Consider the following 21,822-nt stretch of genomic DNA (forward strand, 5'->3'; position numbering starts at 1 on the left):
GCAGGATAGCTCACGGGTCTAATAACTAAATACTGATAAAAGGTAACTTAATCATGGAATGGGATATTATTTTAACGCTGTTTGGCGTTTTCGCTTTCCTACTAATCATTGGTGTACCGATCTCTTTTTCTATTGGTCTGGCTTCTTTGGCGACCATTATGCTGTCGTTGCCCTTCGATCCGGCGATTGCCGTTATTGCTCAAAAGATGGCTACCGGATTGGATAGTTTTGCGCTGCTAGCCATTCCATTTTTTATTTTGGCGGGGAATATCATGAACCGGGGGGGAATAGCGCTGCGGCTGATTAACTTTGCTAAAGTGCTGGGAGGGCGGCTCCCCGGCCCGTTGGCTCATTGTAACGTATTAGCCAATATGATGTTTGGTGCACTGTCCGGCTCTGCGGTAGCATCGGCAGCGGCGGTCGGGGGTGTTATGTCACCTATGCAGAAAAAAGAGGGGTACGATCCGGCGTTTTCGGCGGCGGTGAATATAACTTCTTGTCCTACCGGTTTACTGATCCCGCCTTCTAATACGCTGATTGTTTATTCTCTGATTTCGGGTGGTACATCTATCTCGGCCCTATTTTTAGCCGGTTATTTGCCCGGTATTTTGATGGGTGTCGGTTTGATGGTTGTGGCGGGAATTATCGCCAAGCGTAAAGGATATGGCCGCCCGGAAAAGGCTACCTGCTCAGAAGCCTTCTATCGAATGTTGGATGCATTACCTTCTCTGGCCCTGATCGTGGTGATTATGGGGGGAATTATTGCCGGTATTTTTACCGCAACTGAAGCCTCCGCGGTGGCCGTGGTGTATACCATTGGATTATCAATGATCTACGGTGAAATGAAGCTGACGGATCTACCGAAGGTTATTCTGGATTCAGCGATAACTACTTCTATCGTATTGCTGCTCATCGGGACTTCGATGGGGATGTCATGGGCGATGGCAAATGCCGATATCCCTTATATGATCAGCGATGGTTTGAATGCAGTATCAGAAAATCCAATTGTTATTTTACTGATGATTAACGTCATATTGCTCATTATCGGCGTGTTTATGGATATGACGCCAGCTCTACTGATTTTTACGCCAATCTTCCTGCCGTTGGCCAACCAGATGGGTATTGATCCCGTGCATTTTGGCATCATTATGACCTTTAATTTGTGTATTGGTATCTGTACCCCGCCGGTGGGTAGTGCGCTGTTTGTTGGCTGTAGCGTAGGTGATGTACCGATTGATAAGGTACTGAAACCGTTACTGCCATTTTTTGTCATGTTGTTATTTACGCTGATGATGGTGACCTATATTCCAGAGATCAGCCTGTATTTACCAAGAACTATTCTAGGATATGGCGGTTAATTATCGGCATTTAACCTGAAATAAATAGTACAAGGCGGTTTCCGGTAACAGGTTGACCGCCGTTTCTACGTCATTCGATAAATTATGAGATGTAACATGAAAACCATTGATAACAGCCCGTTACCTACTTCAGTACAAAGACCGACATACGACCGCCACCAGCTAAAAAGCCGTATTGTACATTTAGGATTTGGTGCATTTCATCGCGCCCATCAGGCCTTGTTAACTAACCGAGTATTGCAACAGTCTGGTGGCGACTGGGGAATCTGTGAGGTGAATCTGTTTGGGGGAGAAGCGTTAATTGAGGCACTTCGTCAGCAGAATCACTTATATAGCGTATTGGAAAAAGGGGCTGAAAGTAATCAGGCATTGGTTATTGGTTCCGTTACTGAATCTTTGCACTCTGAACTGGATGGAATAGAAAGCGTTATCGAAAAAATGGCGGAGCCTCAGGTAGCGATTGTGTCTATGACTATCACGGAAAAAGGCTATTGTGTACTGCCGGGTGGGGGTGGTTTGGATCTTACTAACCCAACGATTAAGGCCGATTTGGCGCAACCGCACCAACCGAAATCTGCTATTGGCGTTATTGTGGAGGCTTTATACCGCCGCCGTGAACGAGGTCTGGCACCTTTCACTGTACTGTCTTGTGATAACATTCCAGAGAATGGGCATATTGTTAAGCAGGCGGTGATTGGATTAGCCCAAACCAGTCATCCTGAACTGGCGGACTGGATAAATCAGAATGTCCCTTTCCCTAGCACCATGGTTGACCGAATTGTTCCTGCTATCACGGATGAAACACTGGCGGAAATAGAACAAGCGCTAGGAGTAAGCGACCCGTGTGGCATTGCCTGTGAACCTTTTATCCAGTGGGTGGTGGAAGATAACTTTATTGCTGGCCGCCCTCAGTGGGAAACCATTGGCGCAGAGCTGGTAGACAATGTGCTGCCTTATGAAGAGATGAAGTTGCGTATGTTAAACGGCAGCCACTCCTTCTTGGCCTATTTGGGGTATCTGGCAGGTTATCAGCACATTAACGACTGTATGACTGACGGTGCTTATCGTACTGCTGCTCACCGATTGATGCTGCAAGAGCAAGCACCAACACTGAGCCTGAAGAATGTCGATTTAGCCGGTTATGCTGACCGTCTGATTGAGCGTTATAGTAACCCTTCGTTGAAACACCGTACTTGGCAAATTGCGATGGATGGTACCCAGAAATTACCGCAGAGAATGTTGGATTCTGTACGTTGGCATCTGGCACACAACAGTAACTTCGACTGTCTGGCGTTGGGTATTGCAGGATGGATGCGCTACGTTGGCGGGGTTGATGATACCGGTGCGGTTATCGATGTTCGTGATCCCATGGTCGAGCGTCTTAAGCAAGTATGTATGTCAACTGAAGATGGCATTGAAAGAGTCAATGGATTACTGGCAGTGGAAGCGATTTTTGGCACAGCTTTGCCGCTGGAGCCTCGCTTTGTCGAAGCGGTGACTCGCAGTTACCTCGCCCTGATGGGGCAAGGGGCCAAAAATACCGTTCATCAGTTGGCTAGCCAAGGGAGTATTTAATGATGAAAGACTTTTTAGCGGATAATTTCCTATTATCTACTGATGCGGCTCAGCGTCTCTATTTTGACTATGCTGCACCTCAACCTATTTTTGATTATCACTGTCATCTGCCGCCGAAAGATATTATGGAGAATCGCCGCTTTGGCAATTTGTCAGAAATCTGGCTAGCAGGGGATCATTACAAATGGCGGGTACTCAGAACCGCAGGTATTGATGAACGTCTTATTACCGGCGATGCCAGCGATTATGAGAAATATTTGGCTTGGGCATCGGTGGTACCTAAAACTTTAGGAAACCCAATCTATCACTGGACTCATCTGGAGTTAAAACGCCCATTTGGCATCAGCAATATTTGTTTGAGTTCTGATACCGCAGAGCAAGTCTGGCAACAGGCTAATGGATTACTGGCACAACCCCAGTTCTCTGCCCGCGGCATTATGCAGCAGATGAATGTGAAAATGGTCGGTACGACGGACGACCCTATTGATTCTCTGGAATACCATCGCGGTATTGCAGCTGACGACAGTTTTGATATCCGTGTGTGCCCAAGCTGGCGGCCGGATCGCGCTTTCAAAATTGATCTACCTGGTTTTGCTGATTATCTTCCGCAGTTAGAAAAGGCCGCAGATATCAGTATTCTTGGTTTTGCTGATTTATTGGCGGCACTGGAAAAACGTTTGGATCACTTTGCCGCTCATGGCTGCGTTGCCGCCGACCACGGCGTGGAAATCGTGCGTTTTGCTGAAATACCGGCAGTCACAGAGCTGGATCGCATTTTACGTCAGCGCATGTTGGGTCAGACGTTAAGTGAATTAGAGATTGCACAATTCAGCACGGCAGTTCAGGTCTGGTTGGGGCGCCAATATCATCAGCGTGGCTGGGTAATGCAACTGCATATTGGTGCGCTACGTAATAATAGCCAGCGTATGTTTGCCCGATTGGGTGCAGATGCCGGATTTGATTCCATTGGCGATCGTCCGGTTGCAGAGGCCCTGTCTCGTTTGCTTAATGCGTTAGACAAAGATGACAATCTGCCGAAAACCATTCTCTATTGCCTGAATCCATCAGACAACGAAGTGCTGGCTACGATGTGCGGTAATTTCCAAGGCGGCGGTATTGCTGGGAAAATACAGTTTGGCTCAGGCTGGTGGTTTAACGATCAGAAAGATGGCATGCAGCGTCAGATGATGCAGCTATCACAACTGGGTTTGTTGAGCCAGTTTGTTGGTATGTTGACCGATTCGAGAAGCTTCCTCTCTTATACCCGCCATGAATATTTCCGCCGCATTCTGTGCGATATGGTAGGTGGCTGGATGGATAACGGTGAAATCCCACATGACTATCAATTAGTGGGAAATATGATTGAAGACATCTGTTATGGAAATGCAGAGCGTTACTTTAAGCTGAAGTAAGCATATTATCTTAATCAATAATAAACAGCCCGCTCGATGGCGGGCTGTTTATCGCTATAACCAGACGCAGAAAAAGGGTCTGCAATAGAGACTTTAGGTCGCGCAATAGAATATCTAGTCAGCGCGGAGACCAAAAGGTTTGATCAAACCGCTTTCTCCCTCATTCCCTTAACCCTCTTTTTTGGTGGGGCTGAAAAAATTAATCTGACTTTTCAATCGGATTAATCCTAATCATTCACTACTCTTTATATTGAAAAGCGTCATGGTTATGCACTATTGACCGCCCAACCCGATAACAATGGCTTAATAGCAACGTTCCGGGCGATGAATTTACAGCAACAGAGTCACCATTTTTATGATGCAGAATGAAATCAATAATGACGTACAGAATGAAAAGATGACTGGTTCAAAACTGGAACATAATCGCCAGCGGATTATGCATTTGTTGTCTGACCATTTGCTGGTGGCGGCAATAGACTACGGTAAACAATCATCCAGCCTGTCCGATCCTTCATTGATGAAGGGAGTGCATGAGCTTCGACAACTGGTCAATAAACTACATGCCGCTGATCTTGCGGATTTGCTGGAGTCGTTGCCAAAGGGAAAACGGCAGGCTATCTGGTCTTTACTGAGTGATAAAAAACGCGGTAAAACGCTGATTGAGGTATCGGATTTCGTTTGGGATAGCCTGATTGAGGATATGAGCGATCGTCAGTTGCTATCGGCGTTGCAACATCTGGATTTGAATGAACAGGCCTATCTGGCAGGCCATCTCCCACGCGATCTGGTTGAACAACTGCTGGCATCTCTGGATGCGCATCAGCGAGCCAGAATCAGTGAAGTGATTCATTTGGGCAGGGATAAGGTGGGTGCCCTGATGGATTTTGAGCTGATCGCCATTCGTGATGATATTTCTCTGGCTACGGTTTTACGCTTTTTGCAAAAGCGTAAAACTATCGCGGATTCTACCGACAAACTATTTGTTATCGATAGAGAAAATCGCCTGATGGGGGAGTTACTGATTACCGATATTTTATTGCATACGCCGGAAACCAGCGTATCCGCACTGATGCATACAGAACCACTCACCTTTTTACCTGACGATAATGCTGAAGAGGCTGCCAGTGCTTTCGAACGTTATAACCTGATCAGTGCAGCGGTTGTGAACCATCAAAAAAAATTGATTGGTCGTTTGACTGTAGAGGATGTGGTGAACGTGGTGATTGAAGAAAGCGATAATGATTTACGTCGTATGGGGGGATTAAGTGAGAAGGAAGATATTTTTGCCCCCATTTTGACTTCAGTCCGCCAGCGTTCAGCTTGGTTAGCAATTAATCTGTGCACTGCCTTTATCGCATCACGGGTTATTGGATTATTTGAAGGGACAATCTCTGAACTGGTGGCTCTGGCAACGTTAATGCCGATTGTTGCTGGCATCGGTGGCAATACCGGCAACCAGACAATTACCATGATTGTGCGGGCATTGGCTTTGCATCATATCCGTTCCGAAGATATGCCATTTATGCTGATGCGTGAGTTAGGCGTTGCTGTGATTAATGGCATCGTCTGGGGGGGCGCGATGGGGGGAATAACGTGGTTGTTATATGGTAACCCCTTAATGGGGGGCGTAATGACACTGGCGATGTTATTGAACCTGCTGCTGGCCGCGTTGATGGGGGTCATTATTCCAATTACCATGGATCGGCTGGGGAGAGATCCGGCCATCGGCTCCAGCGTGATGATTACCGCCATTACGGATACAGGCGGCTTTTTTATTTTTCTTGGGCTGGCGACGCTATTTCTTGTTTAGCAACGAGCAGGGATGAATTTGCTTAAAACAGTATTCTGGTCGTGCAGCGATAATTATTTTCTAGACCGGCAACCGATTAATGTTTATACCAATATCACCTGTACACACTGAGCTTTAAGCTGCTCAATAACATCATGGTTGGCTTCTTTACCGGTGATCACAATATCAATTTGCTCTGCCCGGCTAAACAGCATTCCCGCACGTTGCCCCACTTTGCTGCTGTCCACCAGTACCACTAATTTACCGACATAGTTCAGCATTTTTTGCTCAGCCATAGCGGTTAACATATCTGTTTTATACAGGCCTTCTGCGGTTAATCCTTTACCGCTGGTAAACATCCAGTGGCCCGCATACAGCGATGCATCACCATCCTGAGGGGCAAGAGTAATTGCTTGGCTTTTGTTGTACTGACCACCCATGATAACCACGCTATCGTGCTCTTGTTCAATCAGAAAGTTTGCCAATGGTAGATAGTTGGTGATGATTTGCGCATCTTTACCGCAAATTTCACGCCCCAGTAAAAAAGCGGTAGAGCCACAGCTAATCACTACGCTCTCTCCCGGCTGAACTAAACGGGAAGCGGCCTTAGCTATGCGAACTTTCTCTTCATGATTTTGTGCCTGATGAATGTTCATTGGCGTCCAAGCCACGCGATTTTGATTGATAACTTCGGCACCCTTACGCACTTTCTTCAGTTTGCCGCTATCGCCCAGTTTATTGATATCCCGGCGCGCAGTTGCAGGAGAAATGCTTAAACGTTCGATAACTTGCTCAACGGTAACAAAGCCAGTTTGTTGTAGCATTTCCAGTAAAATCTGATGTCGTTGTGATTCTGTCATGAAAAATCCAGATGTCTGATGACGATTTGATGATTATATTTGAAAAAAACATTTTATCCTATCGCCAACAGGATGAAAGCCGGACATAGCCCGGCTACTGAAAGCAGAATCACTACAGAAATGATTTGAAAGGTAAATCTGGCTCTATGGTAAAGCAGTCATCAAAACCGCGTGGGTAGTGATATTCAAAATCGTCTTTATCTTGTGGCCAGATGAATTTTCCGCCCACCTGCCAGATATAAGGCTTAAAGCCATACTTTAACCGATCTTTTTTCATATCCCACAACACGCGAATTTCTTGCGGGTCGGCCTGAAAGTTAGACCAGATATCATGGTGAAAAGGGATAACCACTTTAGTATTTAGCGATTCGGCCATGCGTAGAATATCGGCACTGGTCATTTTATCCGTTACACCTCGAGGGTTTTCACCATAAGAACCCAGCGCTACATCGATCTGATGATCATTACCGTGTTTGGCATAATAGTTTGAATAATGTGAGTCACCACTGTGGTACAGATTGCCCCCAGGTGTCTTAAACAGGTAGTTAACGGCGCGTTTATCCATGCCATCCGGCAGCACACCGGCCGCTTTTTCATCTGCCGGGAGGGTAATGAGTGCGGTTCTGTCAAACGCATCAAGCGCATGAATCTCAGTATCTTTTATTTTTATAACATCACCCGGTTTTACCACGATGCAACGTTCGCGTGGTACACCCCATCCAGTCCAAATATCAACGCAGGTTTGTGGGCCGATAAATGGAATTGAACTATCACAGTTTTGTATGACGGCAGCTGCAACATTGACATCAATATGATCATTATGATCGTGGGTAGATAAAACCGCATCAATCTTACGAATCGCGAAGGGATCGAGTACAAACGGGGTAGTACGCAGGTTTGGCTGTAGTTTTTTTACTCCCGCCATCCGCTGCATTTGATGGCCTGTTTTCATCAGTGGGCTACTGTGATTTTGCTTACCTGTACCGCACCAGAAATCGACACAAATATTAGCGCCTCCTTGAGATTTCAACCATATACCGGTACAGCCCAACCACCACATAGCAAACGTTCCAGGAACGACAATTTCTTGTTCAATTTCTTCATTCAGCCAAGTCCCCCATTCTGGAAAAGTACTCAGAACCCAGGATTCACGGGTGATGTTTTCAATTTTACTCATAGTTATGACTCCCAATAATGATTGATGTATGTTGGTTTCTTTAGTAATCAAAATTAATCATAAAAAGATTATTAAAGATTGTTTGTGAGGAATCTAACATTAACTAATGAGAATGAAAACAATGTTTTTTTATGGCTCCCATCTTAAATGAGCTCATTTTATTTATCTGTTTTTATTCTATTCCTGATGATTATTTTTCTATTTACATGTAATTAAAAAGGAAAGTTATTTTTTAATATTATAGTTAAATGAAATGATTACTGTATAAAACTAAGTTGCGATCTTATTCACAAATAATCAAATTTAATCTTTGTGTGATTAAATTTGATTGCTAGAGTGGGGTCGCATTATAAACACAGCTCGTCATATCACACCTTAATTTAAAAATATTAAAGGGTGACGAGTATGCCAAAAGCCGTATGGAGTGCTTTATGGAAACTTTTTATAACGTTTTTACCATCTTTTTTAATCAGGTTATGACTAATGCCCCGTTGCTGCTGGGTATTGTGACTTGTCTTGGCTACTTGCTGCTGCGTAAAAGCGCAACGGTGATCGTCAAAGGAACAATCAAAACCATCATTGGCTTCATGTTATTACAGGCTGGGTCAGGTATTTTGACTAGCACCTTTAAGCCAGTAGTGGCAAAAATGTCAGAGGTTTATGGAATTAACGGTGCGATTTCTGATACCTATGCTTCAATGATGGCGACAGTAGAGCGCATGGGGGATGCCTATAGCTGGGTTGGTTATGCAGTACTGCTGGCGCTGGCACTCAATATTATCTATGTCTTACTGCGTCGGGTAACGGGTATTCGCACTATCATGCTAACTGGGCATATCATGTTTCAGCAGGCGGGGCTGATTGCCGTATTTTTCTATATTCTTGGTTATCCGATGTGGACCACCATTCTCTGTACTGCGGTGTTAGTTTCTCTGTATTGGGGTATCACCTCTAATATGATGTTCAAACCAACTCAGGAAGTTACCGATAACTGCGGATTTTCTATCGGTCATCAGCAGCAGTTTGCTTCTTGGATTGCCTATAAAATAGCCCCCTATCTGGGTAAGAAAGGCGAGAGCGTTGAAGACTTGAAACTTCCGGGCTGGCTGAATATTTTCCACGATAATATCGTCTCTACGGCAATCGTGATGACGTTGTTCTTCGGCGCCATTCTCTGTTCCTTTGGTATCGATACCGTGCAAAAAATGGCAGGAAAGGTCCACTGGAGCATCTATATCCTGCAAACCGGTTTTCAGTTTGCCGTCGCCATTTTCATTATTGTTCAAGGCGTTAGGATGTTTGTGGCTGAGCTGTCTGAAGCCTTTAATGGAATCTCTCAACGTTTAATTCCCGGTGCCGTACTGGCCATCGATTGTGCTGCAATTTATAGCTTTGCACCTAATGCTGTGGTTTGGGGCTTCCTGTGGGGAACGATTGGTCAACTGATTGCGGTAGCCATTCTGATTGTTGTGGGCTCTTCCATCATGATTATTCCCGGCTTTATTCCCATGTTCTTTTCTAATGCCACTATCGGCGTATTTGCCAACCACTTTGGTGGATGGCGTGCTGCGCTGAAGATCTGTTTGGTGATGGGCATGATTGAGATTTTCGGCTGCGTATGGGCTGTTAAGTTGACGGGGCTGAGCGCATGGATGGGGATGGCTGACTGGTCTATTTTGGCTCCTCCTCTAATGCAGGGATTAACACTGGGCCTGTGGTTTATGGGGGTCGTTATTGTTATCGCTCTGATTTACATGTTTTTTGCCGGTCGCAGCCTGCGGGCTGAAGAAGATGCAGAGAAACGTTTGACAGAATCTTCATTAAATTCTGCCAGTTAACTGATAGGGGAACCAATTATGACGGTACGCATTCTTGCAGTATGTGGTTGTGGGCAAGGTAGCTCGATGATCATGAAAATGAAAGTTGATCAATTTTTGACACAACAGGGCGTTAATCATTCGGTCAATAGCTGTGCGGTAGGTGAATATAAATCGGAGTTAGGCGGTGCTGACATTATTGTTGCTTCTACTCATGTAGCCGGTGAAATCACGGTGAGTGGTAATAAGTATGTGGTTGGCGTGCGAAACATGCTATCGGCCGCTGATTTTGGACCAAAACTGATGGAAGTGATTCAGGCTCATTTTCCGCAGGATATGAAGTAGGGAGTAAATATGAAACTGCGAGACTCTTTGGCTGAGAATAACTCCATTTGTTTGCAGGCTGAGGCTGGTGATTGGCAAGAGGCGGTGAAGATTGGCGTCGATTTGCTGGTGAAGGCTGATGTGGTAGAGCCTCAGTATTATCAGGCTATTTTGGATGGTGTAGCGCGTTTCGGCCCCTATTTTGTTATTGCACCCGGTCTGGCGATGCCGCATGGCCGTCCGGAAGAGGGGGTGAAGAAAACGGGTTTTGCCTTAGTGACTTTAAAAACACCACTGGTTTTTCATCATGAAGATAACGACCCGGTTGATATTTTGATCACTTTAGCTGCTGTTGACGCACATACCCACCAAGAGGTGGGAATTATGCAGGTGGTTAATCTGTTTGAAGATGAAGCTAATTTTGATCATTTACGGGCTTGCCGAACGTCTGAAGAGGTGCTGGCGCTGATCGACAGGGTAAATGCTTAGCTCACTATGGTGATGACATTAAATTTATTGATCTAAAAGGAAAAAATATGACTCATCCTTTACCTATGCTACAGGTTGCGTTAGATAACCAGACGTTGGACCATGCCTACCAAACGACCCGCCTGATTGCTGAAGAGGTTGATATCATTGAGGTAGGAACCATTTTATGTGTCGGCGAGGGGGTTCGTGCTGTACGCGATCTTAAGGCGCTTTACCCTCATAAAATTGTGTTGGCCGATGCCAAAATTGCTGATGCCGGAAAAATCCTCTCTCGTATGTGTTTTGAAGCTAATGCTGATTGGGTTACGGTCATTTGTTGTGCAGATATTAATACCGCCAAAGGGGCTCTGGAAGTTGCTAAAGAGTTCAGTGGCGATGTTCAGATCGAGTTGACCGGATATTGGACTTGGGAGCAGGCACAGGAATGGTATCAGGCAGGGATTCAACAAGTGGTATATCACCGCAGTCGTGATGCCCAGGCTGCTGGTGTGGCATGGGGGCAAGCAGATATTCAAGCAGTTCAGCGGTTGTCTGATATGGGCTTTAAAGTGACAGTGACCGGAGGATTGGCACTAGAGGATTTACCCCTGTTTAAAGGGATACCGATCCATGTCTTTATTGCTGGTCGTAGCATTCGTGATGCAGCAGATCCGGTAGAGGCTGCTCGTCAGTTTAAACGTTCAATCGCTCAGATCTGGAGTTAAGGAAACGCTATGCTGCAAAAAGCCGTGCCTTTAGGGATTTACGAAAAAGCCTTGCCGGCGGGTGAGGACTGGCTAAGTCGCCTGCAGTTAGCGGCAGAGCTGGAGTTCGACTTTGTTGAAATGTCAGTAGATGAAAGTGATATCCGACTGGCTCGGCTTGACTGGAACAGCGAGCAGCGTTTGTCGTTGGTTAATGCTATTGCCATGACGGGAATACGAGTTCCCTCTATGTGCTTGAGTGCTCACCGTCGTTTTCCTCTTGGTTCAGAAGATGATGCTATACGCAATCAAGGGTTAGAAATCATGAGTAAGGCGATACGGCTGGCTCAAGATGTCGGTATTCGGGTGATTCAACTGGCTGGTTATGATGTTTATTACCAACAAGCTAATAATGAAACCCGTGAGCGCTTTAGGGATGGGCTGAAACTGGCTGTAGACATGGCTAGTCGTGCTCAGGTGACATTGGCAATGGAGATAATGGATTATCCGTTGATGAACTCCATCAGCAAAGCGATGGGATATGCCCATTATCTAAATAACCCTTGGTTTCAACTCTATCCAGATATTGGGAATCTATCTGCTTGGGATAATGATGTGCAGATGGAGCTGAAAGCAGGAAGTGGTCATATTGTTGCGGTACATATTAAAGATACTTTGCCGGGGGTATTTAAGAATGTCCCTTTTGGTACGGGTGTTGTTGATTTTGAAAGCTGTTTTAGGACGTTGAAGGAAAGTGGTTACAGTGGGCCATACTTGATAGAGATGTGGAGTGAGACTGCTGTCGATCCTGTGAAAGAGGTAAAGGCTGCGCGAGATTGGGTTAAGCAACGAATGCTAAATGCGGGTTTACTGATGGAGGCAACCGTCTGATGAAACGGCTAAAACAGCAGGTATATGAAGCGAATATGGATTTGCCTCGTTATGGTCTGGTGACATTTACTTGGGGAAATGTCAGTGCTATCGATCGTGAGCGGCAACTGGTCGTTATTAAGCCCAGCGGTATAGCCTATGAACAGATGAAAGTTGAGGATATGGTAACGGTTAATCTTCATGGAGAGGTTGTGGAAGGGGGCTATAAACCCTCTTCCGATACAGTGACTCACCTTGAGCTTTATCGTTGCTATGACCAACTCGGGGGGATTGTTCATACTCATTCTACTTATGCAACAGCTTGGGCGCAGGCGGGAATGCCAATACCTGCTTTGGGTACAACACATGCTGATTACTTTTCTGGTGATATCCCCTGTACCCGGGCATTAACCGCCGATGAGGTCAATAGTGAGTATGAACTTAACACAGGAAAGGTCATTGCTGAGACGGTAGGGAAAGTTAATCCTTTATACATTCCGGGTATCGTTGTTTATCAACACGGGCCTTTTACTTGGGGAAAAGATGCCGATGAAGCGGTGCATAATGCTGTCGTTATGGAAGAAGTGGCAAAAATGGCTTGGATAGCCAGTAGTATTAATCCTCATAGACGAAAAATAGATAACTATTTATTAAATAAACATTTTTTAAGAAAGCATGGTCCAAGTGCTTATTATGGTCAGTCAAAGTAGGCCATCTATTTTTCAGTGTGTGGAATGAGCATTTTCCGATCGAAATAAGTTGAGTATCTTTATTGATACTATCAATGAGTTCGGTCGGAATTTTTTTGATTAATATGATTTTGGTTTATACAGTTCGTTGAGTTTGCCAGCCCTAAATCTTTATCAAGATAGCGTCAGATTCATACGAAATTTGACTGCTGCGATATGCTTCTAAAAGAAATGTAAGTTATATCATCAGATCTCTTTTCTGAGCGAAACATATTCCACCCGTATAATCGGTCTCTTCTTATTTATCCGCTTATGTCATTAGATTACACAGGGCTTGTGGTAACTGTGTTTAATTATTTTTACACACAGATACATACAAGCATTGTTTTTGTGTGTATCTGTGTGTATATTGATATGGAAGTGATAAATGAAATCATCGGATTTGATTAAAGAACTTCGGGCTGCTGGGTGTGAATGGCGGCGGCATAATGGAGGAAGCCACCAGATATGGTGGTCTCCGATAACGAAAAAAACATTTCCAGTCCCTCATCCTAAAAAGAATTTGCCTGAGGGCACCGTTAGATCGATCAAAAGAGCGGCTGGAATTTAGGTTTTATCAGGAGGCTATATGTTATTTTCTATTGCTGTTGAAGTACCACAAGATGAGCAGACGGCTTATGGTCTAACTGTGCCTGCTTTATGTAACGAAGATTATGGCTGTTTTTCTGCGGCAGACTGCGTAGAAGATGTGGCCGGAATGGCCCGGGAGGCCATTTTACTCACCATCACTGATATGATTGAATCAGGGCGCTATTCTTTAGCGCAAATTAAAGATCTTGGTCCGTTGGTTTATCAGAAAACCCATACTGAATTTGATGGACAACAATGGTTTGTGATTGAGGTTGATTTGTCGGAGCTGGAAGGAAAACCACAGCGGATTAATATTTCGCTACCGGATGTGTTAATTCGTCGAATTGATTCACGTGTTAAAACTCAGGATGATTACCGCGACCGTAGCCATTTTCTGGCCGTTGCGGCAAAAAATGAATTATTAAGGATGGAAGGGTAATCCTCCCCAGTCATATTCCCGGGGAGGAGACTTACTCATTAGCTTAAACTGCGGAACGTTGTAACTCATAAGATTTCAAGTGAGTGTAAGCCGCTCGCAGGCGTATCAGGCTATTTGGATCGATACCGGACTGTTGAGCGCGGAACAATAGATCGCCAACAATATGGTCAGCTTCAATACGTGAGCCATTTTGTAAATCACGATACATTGATGCGGTTAGCTTAGAGCCTGGTTCTGTTAACATCTTATGGGCTCGTTCTACGTCGGGAGCATAGCCCGCTTTGAGCGCTATGTTTCTTATTTCTTCAATCAACATGAGAATAAATGTCTTACCATCCGGTGAGGCAATAATATCGCCAATGGGTGCGCGCATTAAACAAGTACTGGATGCCAGAGAGGCAAGGAACAGCCACTTCTCCCACATTGCCAGTAGAATATTCTCGCTATGCTCAGACTGAAAATCAGTTTGTTTGAAAATGTGAGCAATCCGGCTGGTTCTATCACTTTTGGTGCCGTTTAATTCACCAAAAATGATGTTATGGATAGGCGTCATGCGATAGATAGTGCCATCGGCTTCAACGGTAGAAACGATATTACATAATCCACCCAGAACTTTTTTGCTACCAAAAGCCTGTTCTAACACTTGAATGTGACGCATCCCATTGAGTAGCGGTAGGATAGCGGTATCAGGACCTACTGCTGGGGAAAAAGAATCAATGGCATTCTCCAGATCGTAGGCCTTGCAACTAAGCAGGATGAGGTCGTAAGGATGGCTAATTTCCTCCGTGGTAACTAATTGAGGAGAAGGGAACGAGATTAGCTGATTTCCCGGATTTTTAATGATTAATCCACTTTGTTTTAATTTTTGTGCTCGGGCAGGTCGAACCAAAAAGGTCACATCTTGCCCTGATTCCAGCAGTTTACCGCCAAAGTACCCACCAACGGCTCCGGCCCCTACGATAAGAATTCGCATATAACATCCTCGGTCTGATAGATGATTAATCATGTTGTGAAATGAGAATAGCGTGTCAGGTATTTAGAATAGATCGAAAAAACATTTCGTGACATCACTTCTATAAGATATTCGAACAATATAAATAGTGAATTCTGGTCAAAGAGTTAACGCTTAATAATTTACTAAGAATTACTCCCTACACTTTACGATCATATAGATAAAAATCGCTTCACACTCTCTACCGGATAATTTAATGGCAGCCAGCAAACAGACTCAGGTCATCCATGGCGGTACTCAGATATTGCCATCTTCTTTTTATATACGTCAGGTTCTATTTCTGTTGGCAGCAGCCGTACTTTTTTTAGGGCTCTCTTGGCACGATAGGCTCGATTTTTGGATCACTGGTCAGTGGTATCAGGTTGAAACGCACTCATTTCCTATGAAAGACAACGCCTGGTTGGAGTTGATTAATCATAAATTGCTTAAATTTTCGATTATTGCATCTGCCGTTGTTGCTCTGTTTTGGGGGATATACCGTAAAAATCCTCGTTTAATTGTGGCGATGATATTACTTGGTATTGGGACTGCCGTGGTTGGTATTTTAAAAGCATCGAGTATTCATTCATGTCCCTGGAGTCTAAGTGAGTTTGGTGGGCAGGCGGCCTACCTTCATTTGTTTGAATCTGTTTCTAGCGGAGTGAATCCCGGACCAGGAAAATGTTTTCCTGGAGGTCACTCATCGTGTGGATTTGCCGTTATGGCGCTGTTTTTTTTGTTTTATCCAGAACGGCCCAAATTGGCATGGTGTTGTTGGTGGCTGGGTATTTTTCTTGGGATGGTTATGGGGTACGGGCAAGTTATGAGAGGTGCCCATTTTCTTTCTCATAACCTTTGGGCGGGCTGGTGGGTGTGGTTAAGCCAACTTGTGTGCTATTGGTTGGTTGAGCGCATTACGTTATGGCGAAAATAGTGCCATTAAGAGCGAGTGTGATGTATGGAAAATTTTAACTATCAATTATTTATGATGATAAATGTCACGCCAAATTCTCCCTTTTGGCTGATTAATGTCGCTGAGTTTTTGGCGAAACAGGCGATAGATATTATACCGATTGTATTGTTGATTGCATGGCTATGGGTACCTCGCCGTGAACTGGTGATAAAAACGCTTATTGCGCTGGCATTCGGTGTCATATTAGCCAAAGCGCTGGGAACAATTTTTCCGCACGTTCGCCCGTTTATTCAGGGAGTTGGCTATCAGCTACTGGACCATAGTAATACGCCCTCTTTTCCAAGTAACCACGGTACGGGAGCGTTTACATTTGCGTTGGCATTTCTGTTTTGGGGTCGTCTAGGTATTGGCATGTTCTTTATGGCATGGGCATTGGGTATTGCATGGTCTCGGGTCTATTTAGGTGTTCATTGGCCTATGGATATGGCTGGTGCGCTTATAGTGGGGTTGATTTCTTGCTTCCTGACGCAATGGGTTTGGTCGCTGTGGGGAAAGCCATTTTTGACCAATTTAGAGAAGATATATCATCGAATCTTTATCTTACCAATCAAAAAAAGTTGGGTTAAATATTAGTTAGCCAATGAGCATTAAAACAGGGCCAAGTATGGCCCTGAAAATAGCTGATGTATTGTTAATAGATTAACCTCGATTTAATTAACAAATGATATCCTCGTATATTTAAATACCCCCACTTTATGCAAGATGACTATAATAAAGTCTAATCTTATTTGAATGTTTTTGTGGCATTAAACATTCATTATCAATGCATATATCATTATTGCTATAAATTAATTTAATTAATTGATATTTAATAATTAAATAATTTAACAGTTATTTCATGACGTAATTTTAAATATATTTGTATGTATATTATCATATATTAATTTCGAATTATAAAAATATAAAAATTTACTATTAACCAGTCTGATTTATATCGATAAATATATCTACTCTATTCTGGAATAAATATAAACCGCCCCTACAATTATAATTACGTCATCGGACGTTTTCTAATAAGAGGTTATTTATATGAGACGGACAAATATTGGCCGCCTGAGCAGAATTGCATTAACCATTATGCTTGTCTGTTCTCTCGCGGCGTGTAGTGGGGGTGGAGGAGGATCGCTTAGCTCTGCATTTAAAGATAAAGGAAACCAGAACGTTGGCAATAATGGTAGTTCTGGTAGTGATGATAATAGTAGTGCAAATAATGATGGTGGCAGCACTGGCAATGGCGGTGCTGGAGATAGTGGTGGTAATAACGGAGGAAACAACGGCGGTGGCAATAGTGGAGATAACGGTGGAAATAATGGTGGAGGCGGTTCTGATATAGCTTCTCCGGCTACCGCTACCGGAAATGTGCTGAATGATGTGGGTGGTGCCGTCAATGGCGTGGGTGACACAGTAAAAAGTGTTGGTGATGTCGTTAGTAATGTGACGTTACCGGATGCCGGGGGAGTCGCTGTTCAGGGTACCGTATCGTTGGTTGATTCCGCAGGCAATGCCATTAATGATGTGGGTAGCGGTATTCAGAATGGCGTTGCCCAGTTAGGTTCAAATCCAAATGCCATCGGCGATACCGTAGCTGGCGTACCAAAAGCAGTCAGTTCATTAGGGGATGGGGTTTCTGGCTTAGGTGATACCGTTGCCGCTTTAGGTGAGACCAAATTATTAGGGAATGTTGGTAAAACCGGTGCGTTGGATGTCACTGGTGGCGTGGTTAATAAGGTTGGTGGTGTCGTTTCTGATGTTGGTGATGGATTAGCGCAAGATCTGACTTCGGGTACTACGGCTAAAGTGACAACCGCATTAACGGGCGTTGTTACTCCGGTTGTTATCACGACAGAGAATATCACCCAGAAAGTGGGCGATACCACAGGATTAGGTGCCCCTGTTAACACGGTGCTTGGTCAGGTTGGTACTGCGGTTGCCAATTTGGGTAATCAGGTCGGTAATACTGCGCCAGCACTAAATGGGATAGGGGATACCGTAGCTAATGTAGGGAAAGCGGTGGGAGATACCGGTGGTCTGGTGACTTCAGGATCCGCGCCCTCTAACGGTGGTGTCGTGGGTAATGTGGTTAATACATTGACCAATGCGACATCCGGTGCAACCGGTTCTGCTGGCGGTGCTTCATCGGGTAACACGGGCAGCGTAGGTGGCTTGGTTGGTGGTGTAGTTAGCGGTGTAACCAATACGGTTAGCGGTATCACTTCGGGTAATGCCACCGGTGGTACCAATACGAATCCCGTTGGAAGTCTGATTGGGAATGTTACAACAGGGATTGGTGCTGGCGCGGGTATCAGTATCGGTGGAACACTAAATAAGTCAGGTAAATAATCATTTTTAATCATCATGCTTAGTGCCCCCTTTTGCGGGGCACTTTAATATCTGGGTATGCCACGAGAAATCGATTATGAAAATAAGACAAATTGGCCTGTTGTGTGTATTCACTTCTAGCGTGGGCAGCGTCTGGGCTGACGTTTTGCCAACGCTGATTGACCCCAATAATCCGGCAAAATTAGCCAGTGAAGTTGCTAAACCTACCGCACCACGAGAGAGAGGCGCGCAGGCTACCATTCCCTCTTCATCTGACGAGGCTGTGACTACCGGGCTAACGCTGGAAACATTAATCGAAGTTAAGCACCTGAAGTTTATTGGCGGAACGCGTTATACCAATGAAACCTTAATCAAACCCTATGCTGATTTTATTGATAAAAAAATTCCTCTGAAGAAACTGATCGAAGCAACGCAGACCATTACCGAAAGATATCATCAGGATGGCTATATCCTTTCTTATGTTTATTTGCCATCCAAAAATTTTCAACAGGGCACGTTAAGTGTGGAATTGGTGGAAGGCTATATTGCTAATAGTCGAGTACAAAGCGATAACACGGCGGTTGCCCATCGATTAGAAAGGCTGTCGCGTAAAATTATGGAGCAAAAGCCGCTGACGCAAGAGTGGTTTGAACGCTACAGCATTTTAATGAACCGAACACCGGATACCACTGTCAGCGCATCGGCAAAAAATCCGGATAATATTTATGGCGCGACTCAACTAGATGTAAAAGCAGACCATCCTCACTATTGGAATCTGAGTTCAACGGTCGATAGTCGGAAAGACCAACAGAAGGCGGTGATTAACGGCACGCTGAGCGGTTTGACTTCTTATGGTGAGCAGTTTGGTATTGCCACTCTGGTTCCTTTGGGAAGCAATGACAATAAAGAGAACTATGTTGGTATGAACTACCAACAGTATTTAAATGATGACGGCTTGCAGATGCAACTGAAAGGGAGTTACTACAATAAGAAACCGAAGAAGGATACGCCAGTACTGGTGTTGCCCCAATTGGATGTTGATATTGGGAGCAAGACAGAGGAAACCCAATATACCAGTGGTATCCAATTTAATTACCCTCTGCGGTTAACCAGACAGAATCAATGGACCTTAAGTGGTGGTCTGGACTATCTGGATAAGCAATATGATGTTTCTTATCACGGTCGCCTGCTGGGAGATCCTTTCTCTGCAAAGGAAGGATTTAAACTACGATATCCGGCTGCCGATTTATCGTTAGCGCGTTACCGAGAATATACCCAAGGCGTCTGGTCTACCCGGCTGAATTTACGGCAAGGTATTGAAGGTTCAATGGCTAGCAGTGATTTACCGTATACCGATCTCGCCTTTACCCGCTGGCGGTTGAATAACGATGCGGCTTATCTTTTGGCTGAAAAGTGGCGTCTGAGCGCCAGCCTTGAGGGGGACTGGTCAGATAACGATTTACCAGAGCCGGAACGCGTCAGTTTTGGTGGTTTACGCTATGGTCGGGGATATCCGGATGGTGATGCTAGCGGTGACTATGGCTATGGTGGGCAGCTTGAAATGCGGTATATGTATAGCCGCGAAAGCCGTTGGCTCAATACTATTCAGCCCTATGCATTAGTCGATACCGCCAGAAGTTACTTCAATCAACGAGTGTTGGATGACCGAAAGTTGGCATCTTACGCGGCGGGCGTCACGATCGGGGACAGTAAACACTACTCCCTGTCTCTGGAAGGTGCGCGACCAGTGGGCGATGTCCCTAGCGACAGTGATAAACGTGGCTTTCGCTTTAATGCCACCTTTACTTATAATTTCAACAATTAGCATCAGGCCGGGATATCCCGGCCTGATTGTTTGGTAATGAACCTCATTAACTACGCAGGCGTTGGGTCAGACCTTTCAGGAAATAGCGTAATAGTTGGTCGCCACACTCACGGTAATTTTTATGTCCCGGTTTGCGGAAAACGGCGCTCAGTTCAGGTTTAGATACGCGGAAATCTACAGATTTATAAATATCCAGCAGATCGGTATCTTTCAGCTCAAAAGCGATACGCAGTTTTTTTAATACAATGTTGTTGGTTATCCGAGGCTCAATTTCAGGAGCGGGGAAATTTTCGTCTTTACCGCGTCTAAAAAAGATCAGGCCGTTAAGAAAATGGCCCATTACCCTATCGTCGCACTCCTTGTAGCTAGGTTCGTCTTCTTTTTTTAGCCAGCAAGCCATGTCAGCAACAGAGACCTCCAGATCGGCCAGTTTGATGATTTGGACCATCTGAGCATCACTGAGATCCAGCATGTAACGTACACTTCGTAAGGTATAAGTATTAATCATTGATTATCATCCACGTTTTTTCGTTTCGGCCCGAACTTTGCTGTTGGTGCCGGCTTTATTATTGTTCAGTGGATAATCTTTTACCGCTGACATTAACGGCAGCATAGTAGGCATTAATCTGTGGTTTCTCAATATTTAATCGAGATTATTTTATTGCGTGCTCATTGTGCAACGCCTTAAAGAGGCTGTTTATCCAAGTCTAATAGCTGATCCAAAAACCATCGCCCGGCAGGGCCTGGTGGTGAATTTTTTGACCAAACGGCATCAACGGAAATGGTTTTTGGCCAGCCCCGGGCGTTGAGTTCAATGAGTGGACGTTGGCTAAACTGACGAACCAACCAGCGGGGAAGCATCGTCCAGCCAAAGCCCTGTTCGGCCATTTCCAACAGCATTAAGTAGCTGGGTGCTGACCAGATAAGCCCTTGAGGTATTCGTTCCTGAGTGCGCTGATAGGTATTGAGACAGAGTTGTCGTGAACTTGCCAACTGCTCTTTAGTAACCTGCTTGAGTGATGCCAATGGGTGTTGCTTTGCGACAAACAAACTCATTTCTGTTTGTTCCAGCAGCCGGGAGAAGCCAATGTCTTGGGGATAGCTGCTTTGTACTTCAATCAGTCCAATATGAGCCCGCCCGGTTTGCAGTAGGTTAATTACATCTTCATCTTCGGCAATCAGGCATTCGAACTCGATATCGGGATAGCGGCGCTCAAAATTTTGCATGATCTCTTCATGACGGGTTGGTTGATAGGTATCAGACAAGACAAAACTGAGCCGTGGCTCAATGTGAGTAGAGAGCCGGATAGCCAACTCATCAAGGCGCTGACTGGCATTCAAAATTTCTTTTACCTGATTTAATACTCTGAGGCCCTGAGGTGTAAGTACCGGATGGCGGCTATTGCGGTCAAACAGCATAAGTCCGAGGTCAACTTCGAGGTTAGCAATGGCGGTGCTGATGGTGGACTGACTTTTGTGTAGCTTACGGGCTGCGGCAGAGAAGGAACCTAGTGCAGCGGCTTCAACAAAGGCGACTAATGCTTCAGGAGAGTAGTTCATAATGTATCGATTTTTTAGATGGTATCTATTTTTAATATATCT

21 protein-coding genes are annotated in these 21,822 nt (G+C 44.8%); 16 read left to right on the plus strand and 5 right to left on the minus strand.

Annotated elements, in window-relative coordinates; genetic code table 11:
• The first annotated feature begins 53 nt into the window (after positions 1-53).
• The 4 genes from HYN51_RS02150 (at position 54) to mgtE (ending at position 6,155) form a co-directional block, all read left to right on the plus strand.
• Positions 54-1,358 (plus strand): TRAP transporter large permease, encoded by a 1,305-nt coding sequence (locus HYN51_RS02150; protein WP_108901335.1) that lies wholly within the window; start codon positions 54-56, stop codon positions 1,356-1,358.
• A 96-nt stretch (positions 1,359-1,454) separates the two neighbouring features.
• Entirely contained in the window at positions 1,455-2,933 is a 1,479-nt protein-coding gene (locus tag HYN51_RS02155) for a mannitol dehydrogenase family protein (RefSeq protein WP_108901336.1), read from the plus strand.
• A 2-nt stretch (positions 2,934-2,935) separates the two neighbouring features.
• Positions 2,936-4,345, plus strand: a complete 1,410-nt coding sequence (gene uxaC / locus HYN51_RS02160) for a glucuronate isomerase (protein ID WP_108902127.1) — start codon at positions 2,936-2,938, stop codon at positions 4,343-4,345.
• Between the two features lie 355 nt (positions 4,346-4,700).
• Entirely contained in the window at positions 4,701-6,155 is a 1,455-nt protein-coding gene (mgtE, locus tag HYN51_RS02165) for a magnesium transporter (protein ID WP_108901337.1), read from the plus strand.
• Between the two features lie 83 nt (positions 6,156-6,238).
• On the opposite strand, the gene ulaR is transcribed toward mgtE, so the two are convergent.
• Positions 6,239-6,994 (minus strand): HTH-type transcriptional regulator UlaR, encoded by a 756-nt coding sequence (gene ulaR / locus HYN51_RS02170; protein WP_108901338.1) that lies wholly within the window; start codon positions 6,992-6,994, stop codon positions 6,239-6,241.
• 112 nt (positions 6,995-7,106) lie between these two features.
• On the minus strand, positions 7,107-8,171 hold the full coding sequence (ulaG, locus tag HYN51_RS02175) for an L-ascorbate 6-phosphate lactonase (protein ID WP_108901339.1): 1,065 nt from the start codon (positions 8,169-8,171) through the stop codon (positions 7,107-7,109).
• 431 nt (positions 8,172-8,602) lie between these two features.
• Between ulaG and ulaA the strand changes: the two genes are divergently transcribed.
• The 8 genes from ulaA (at position 8,603) to HYN51_RS02215 (ending at position 14,112) form a co-directional block, all read left to right on the plus strand.
• Positions 8,603-10,009, plus strand: coding sequence for a PTS ascorbate transporter subunit IIC (gene ulaA / locus HYN51_RS02180; RefSeq protein WP_108901340.1), 1,407 nt, complete (start codon positions 8,603-8,605; stop codon positions 10,007-10,009).
• Between the two features lie 18 nt (positions 10,010-10,027).
• Positions 10,028-10,333, plus strand: a complete 306-nt coding sequence (ulaB, locus tag HYN51_RS02185) for a PTS ascorbate transporter subunit IIB (RefSeq protein ID WP_108901341.1) — start codon at positions 10,028-10,030, stop codon at positions 10,331-10,333.
• A 9-nt stretch (positions 10,334-10,342) separates the two neighbouring features.
• Positions 10,343-10,801, plus strand: coding sequence for a PTS ascorbate transporter subunit IIA (gene ulaC / locus HYN51_RS02190; protein WP_108901342.1), 459 nt, complete (start codon positions 10,343-10,345; stop codon positions 10,799-10,801).
• Positions 10,802-10,848: 47 nt separating this feature from the next.
• Positions 10,849-11,505, plus strand: a complete 657-nt coding sequence (locus HYN51_RS02195; RefSeq protein ID WP_108901343.1) for a 3-keto-L-gulonate-6-phosphate decarboxylase UlaD — start codon at positions 10,849-10,851, stop codon at positions 11,503-11,505.
• Between the two features lie 9 nt (positions 11,506-11,514).
• Positions 11,515-12,375: an L-ribulose-5-phosphate 3-epimerase gene (locus tag HYN51_RS02200; RefSeq protein ID WP_108901344.1), complete on the plus strand. Its 861-nt coding sequence runs from the start codon at positions 11,515-11,517 to the stop codon at positions 12,373-12,375.
• Positions 12,375-13,064 carry an L-ribulose-5-phosphate 4-epimerase gene (locus tag HYN51_RS02205; RefSeq protein WP_108901345.1) on the plus strand — a complete coding sequence of 230 codons (690 nt, stop codon included), beginning with the start codon at positions 12,375-12,377 and terminating at the stop codon, positions 13,062-13,064. Before HYN51_RS02200 ends, HYN51_RS02205 begins: the two co-directional genes overlap by 1 nt.
• A gap of 406 nt (positions 13,065-13,470) precedes the next feature.
• Complete coding sequence (locus HYN51_RS02210) at positions 13,471-13,653, plus strand: type II toxin-antitoxin system HicA family toxin (RefSeq protein WP_108901346.1); 183 nt, start codon at positions 13,471-13,473, stop codon at positions 13,651-13,653.
• An 18-nt stretch (positions 13,654-13,671) separates the two neighbouring features.
• The gene (locus HYN51_RS02215) at positions 13,672-14,112 is read left to right on the plus strand and encodes a type II toxin-antitoxin system HicB family antitoxin (RefSeq protein WP_108901347.1); all 441 of its coding nucleotides are present in this window, start codon (positions 13,672-13,674) and stop codon (positions 14,110-14,112) included.
• Between the two features lie 43 nt (positions 14,113-14,155).
• Here HYN51_RS02215 and panE read toward each other — a convergent pair whose 3' ends face one another.
• The gene (gene panE, locus HYN51_RS02220) at positions 14,156-15,085 is read right to left on the minus strand and encodes a 2-dehydropantoate 2-reductase (protein WP_108901348.1); all 930 of its coding nucleotides are present in this window, start codon (positions 15,083-15,085) and stop codon (positions 14,156-14,158) included.
• Between the two features lie 283 nt (positions 15,086-15,368).
• On the opposite strand from panE, the gene HYN51_RS02225 reads away from it, so the two are divergent.
• The 4 genes from HYN51_RS02225 (at position 15,369) to HYN51_RS02240 (ending at position 20,220) form a co-directional block, all read left to right on the plus strand.
• A complete protein-coding gene (locus HYN51_RS02225) occupies positions 15,369-16,037 on the plus strand; it encodes a phosphatase PAP2 family protein (protein ID WP_230514046.1) in 669 nt (222 codons plus the stop codon).
• A gap of 24 nt (positions 16,038-16,061) precedes the next feature.
• Positions 16,062-16,649 (plus strand): undecaprenyl-diphosphate phosphatase, encoded by a 588-nt coding sequence (gene ybjG / locus HYN51_RS02230; RefSeq protein WP_108901350.1) that lies wholly within the window; start codon positions 16,062-16,064, stop codon positions 16,647-16,649.
• Between the two features lie 456 nt (positions 16,650-17,105).
• Entirely contained in the window at positions 17,106-18,416 is a 1,311-nt protein-coding gene (locus tag HYN51_RS02235) for a collagen-like triple helix repeat-containing protein (RefSeq protein WP_108901351.1), read from the plus strand.
• A gap of 76 nt (positions 18,417-18,492) precedes the next feature.
• Entirely contained in the window at positions 18,493-20,220 is a 1,728-nt protein-coding gene (locus HYN51_RS02240) for a ShlB/FhaC/HecB family hemolysin secretion/activation protein (protein ID WP_108901352.1), read from the plus strand.
• A gap of 46 nt (positions 20,221-20,266) precedes the next feature.
• Here HYN51_RS02240 and HYN51_RS02245 read toward each other — a convergent pair whose 3' ends face one another.
• A complete protein-coding gene (locus HYN51_RS02245) occupies positions 20,267-20,728 on the minus strand; it encodes a YehS family protein (RefSeq protein WP_108901353.1) in 462 nt (153 codons plus the stop codon).
• A gap of 176 nt (positions 20,729-20,904) precedes the next feature.
• On the minus strand, positions 20,905-21,780 hold the full coding sequence (locus HYN51_RS02250) for a LysR family transcriptional regulator (protein ID WP_108901354.1): 876 nt from the start codon (positions 21,778-21,780) through the stop codon (positions 20,905-20,907).
• Positions 21,781-21,822: the final 42 nt, after the last annotated feature.

Origin of the sequence: Limnobaculum parvum, assembly GCF_003096015.2 — a bacterium.
Lineage (GTDB): Bacteria > Pseudomonadota > Gammaproteobacteria > Enterobacterales > Enterobacteriaceae > Limnobaculum > Limnobaculum parvum.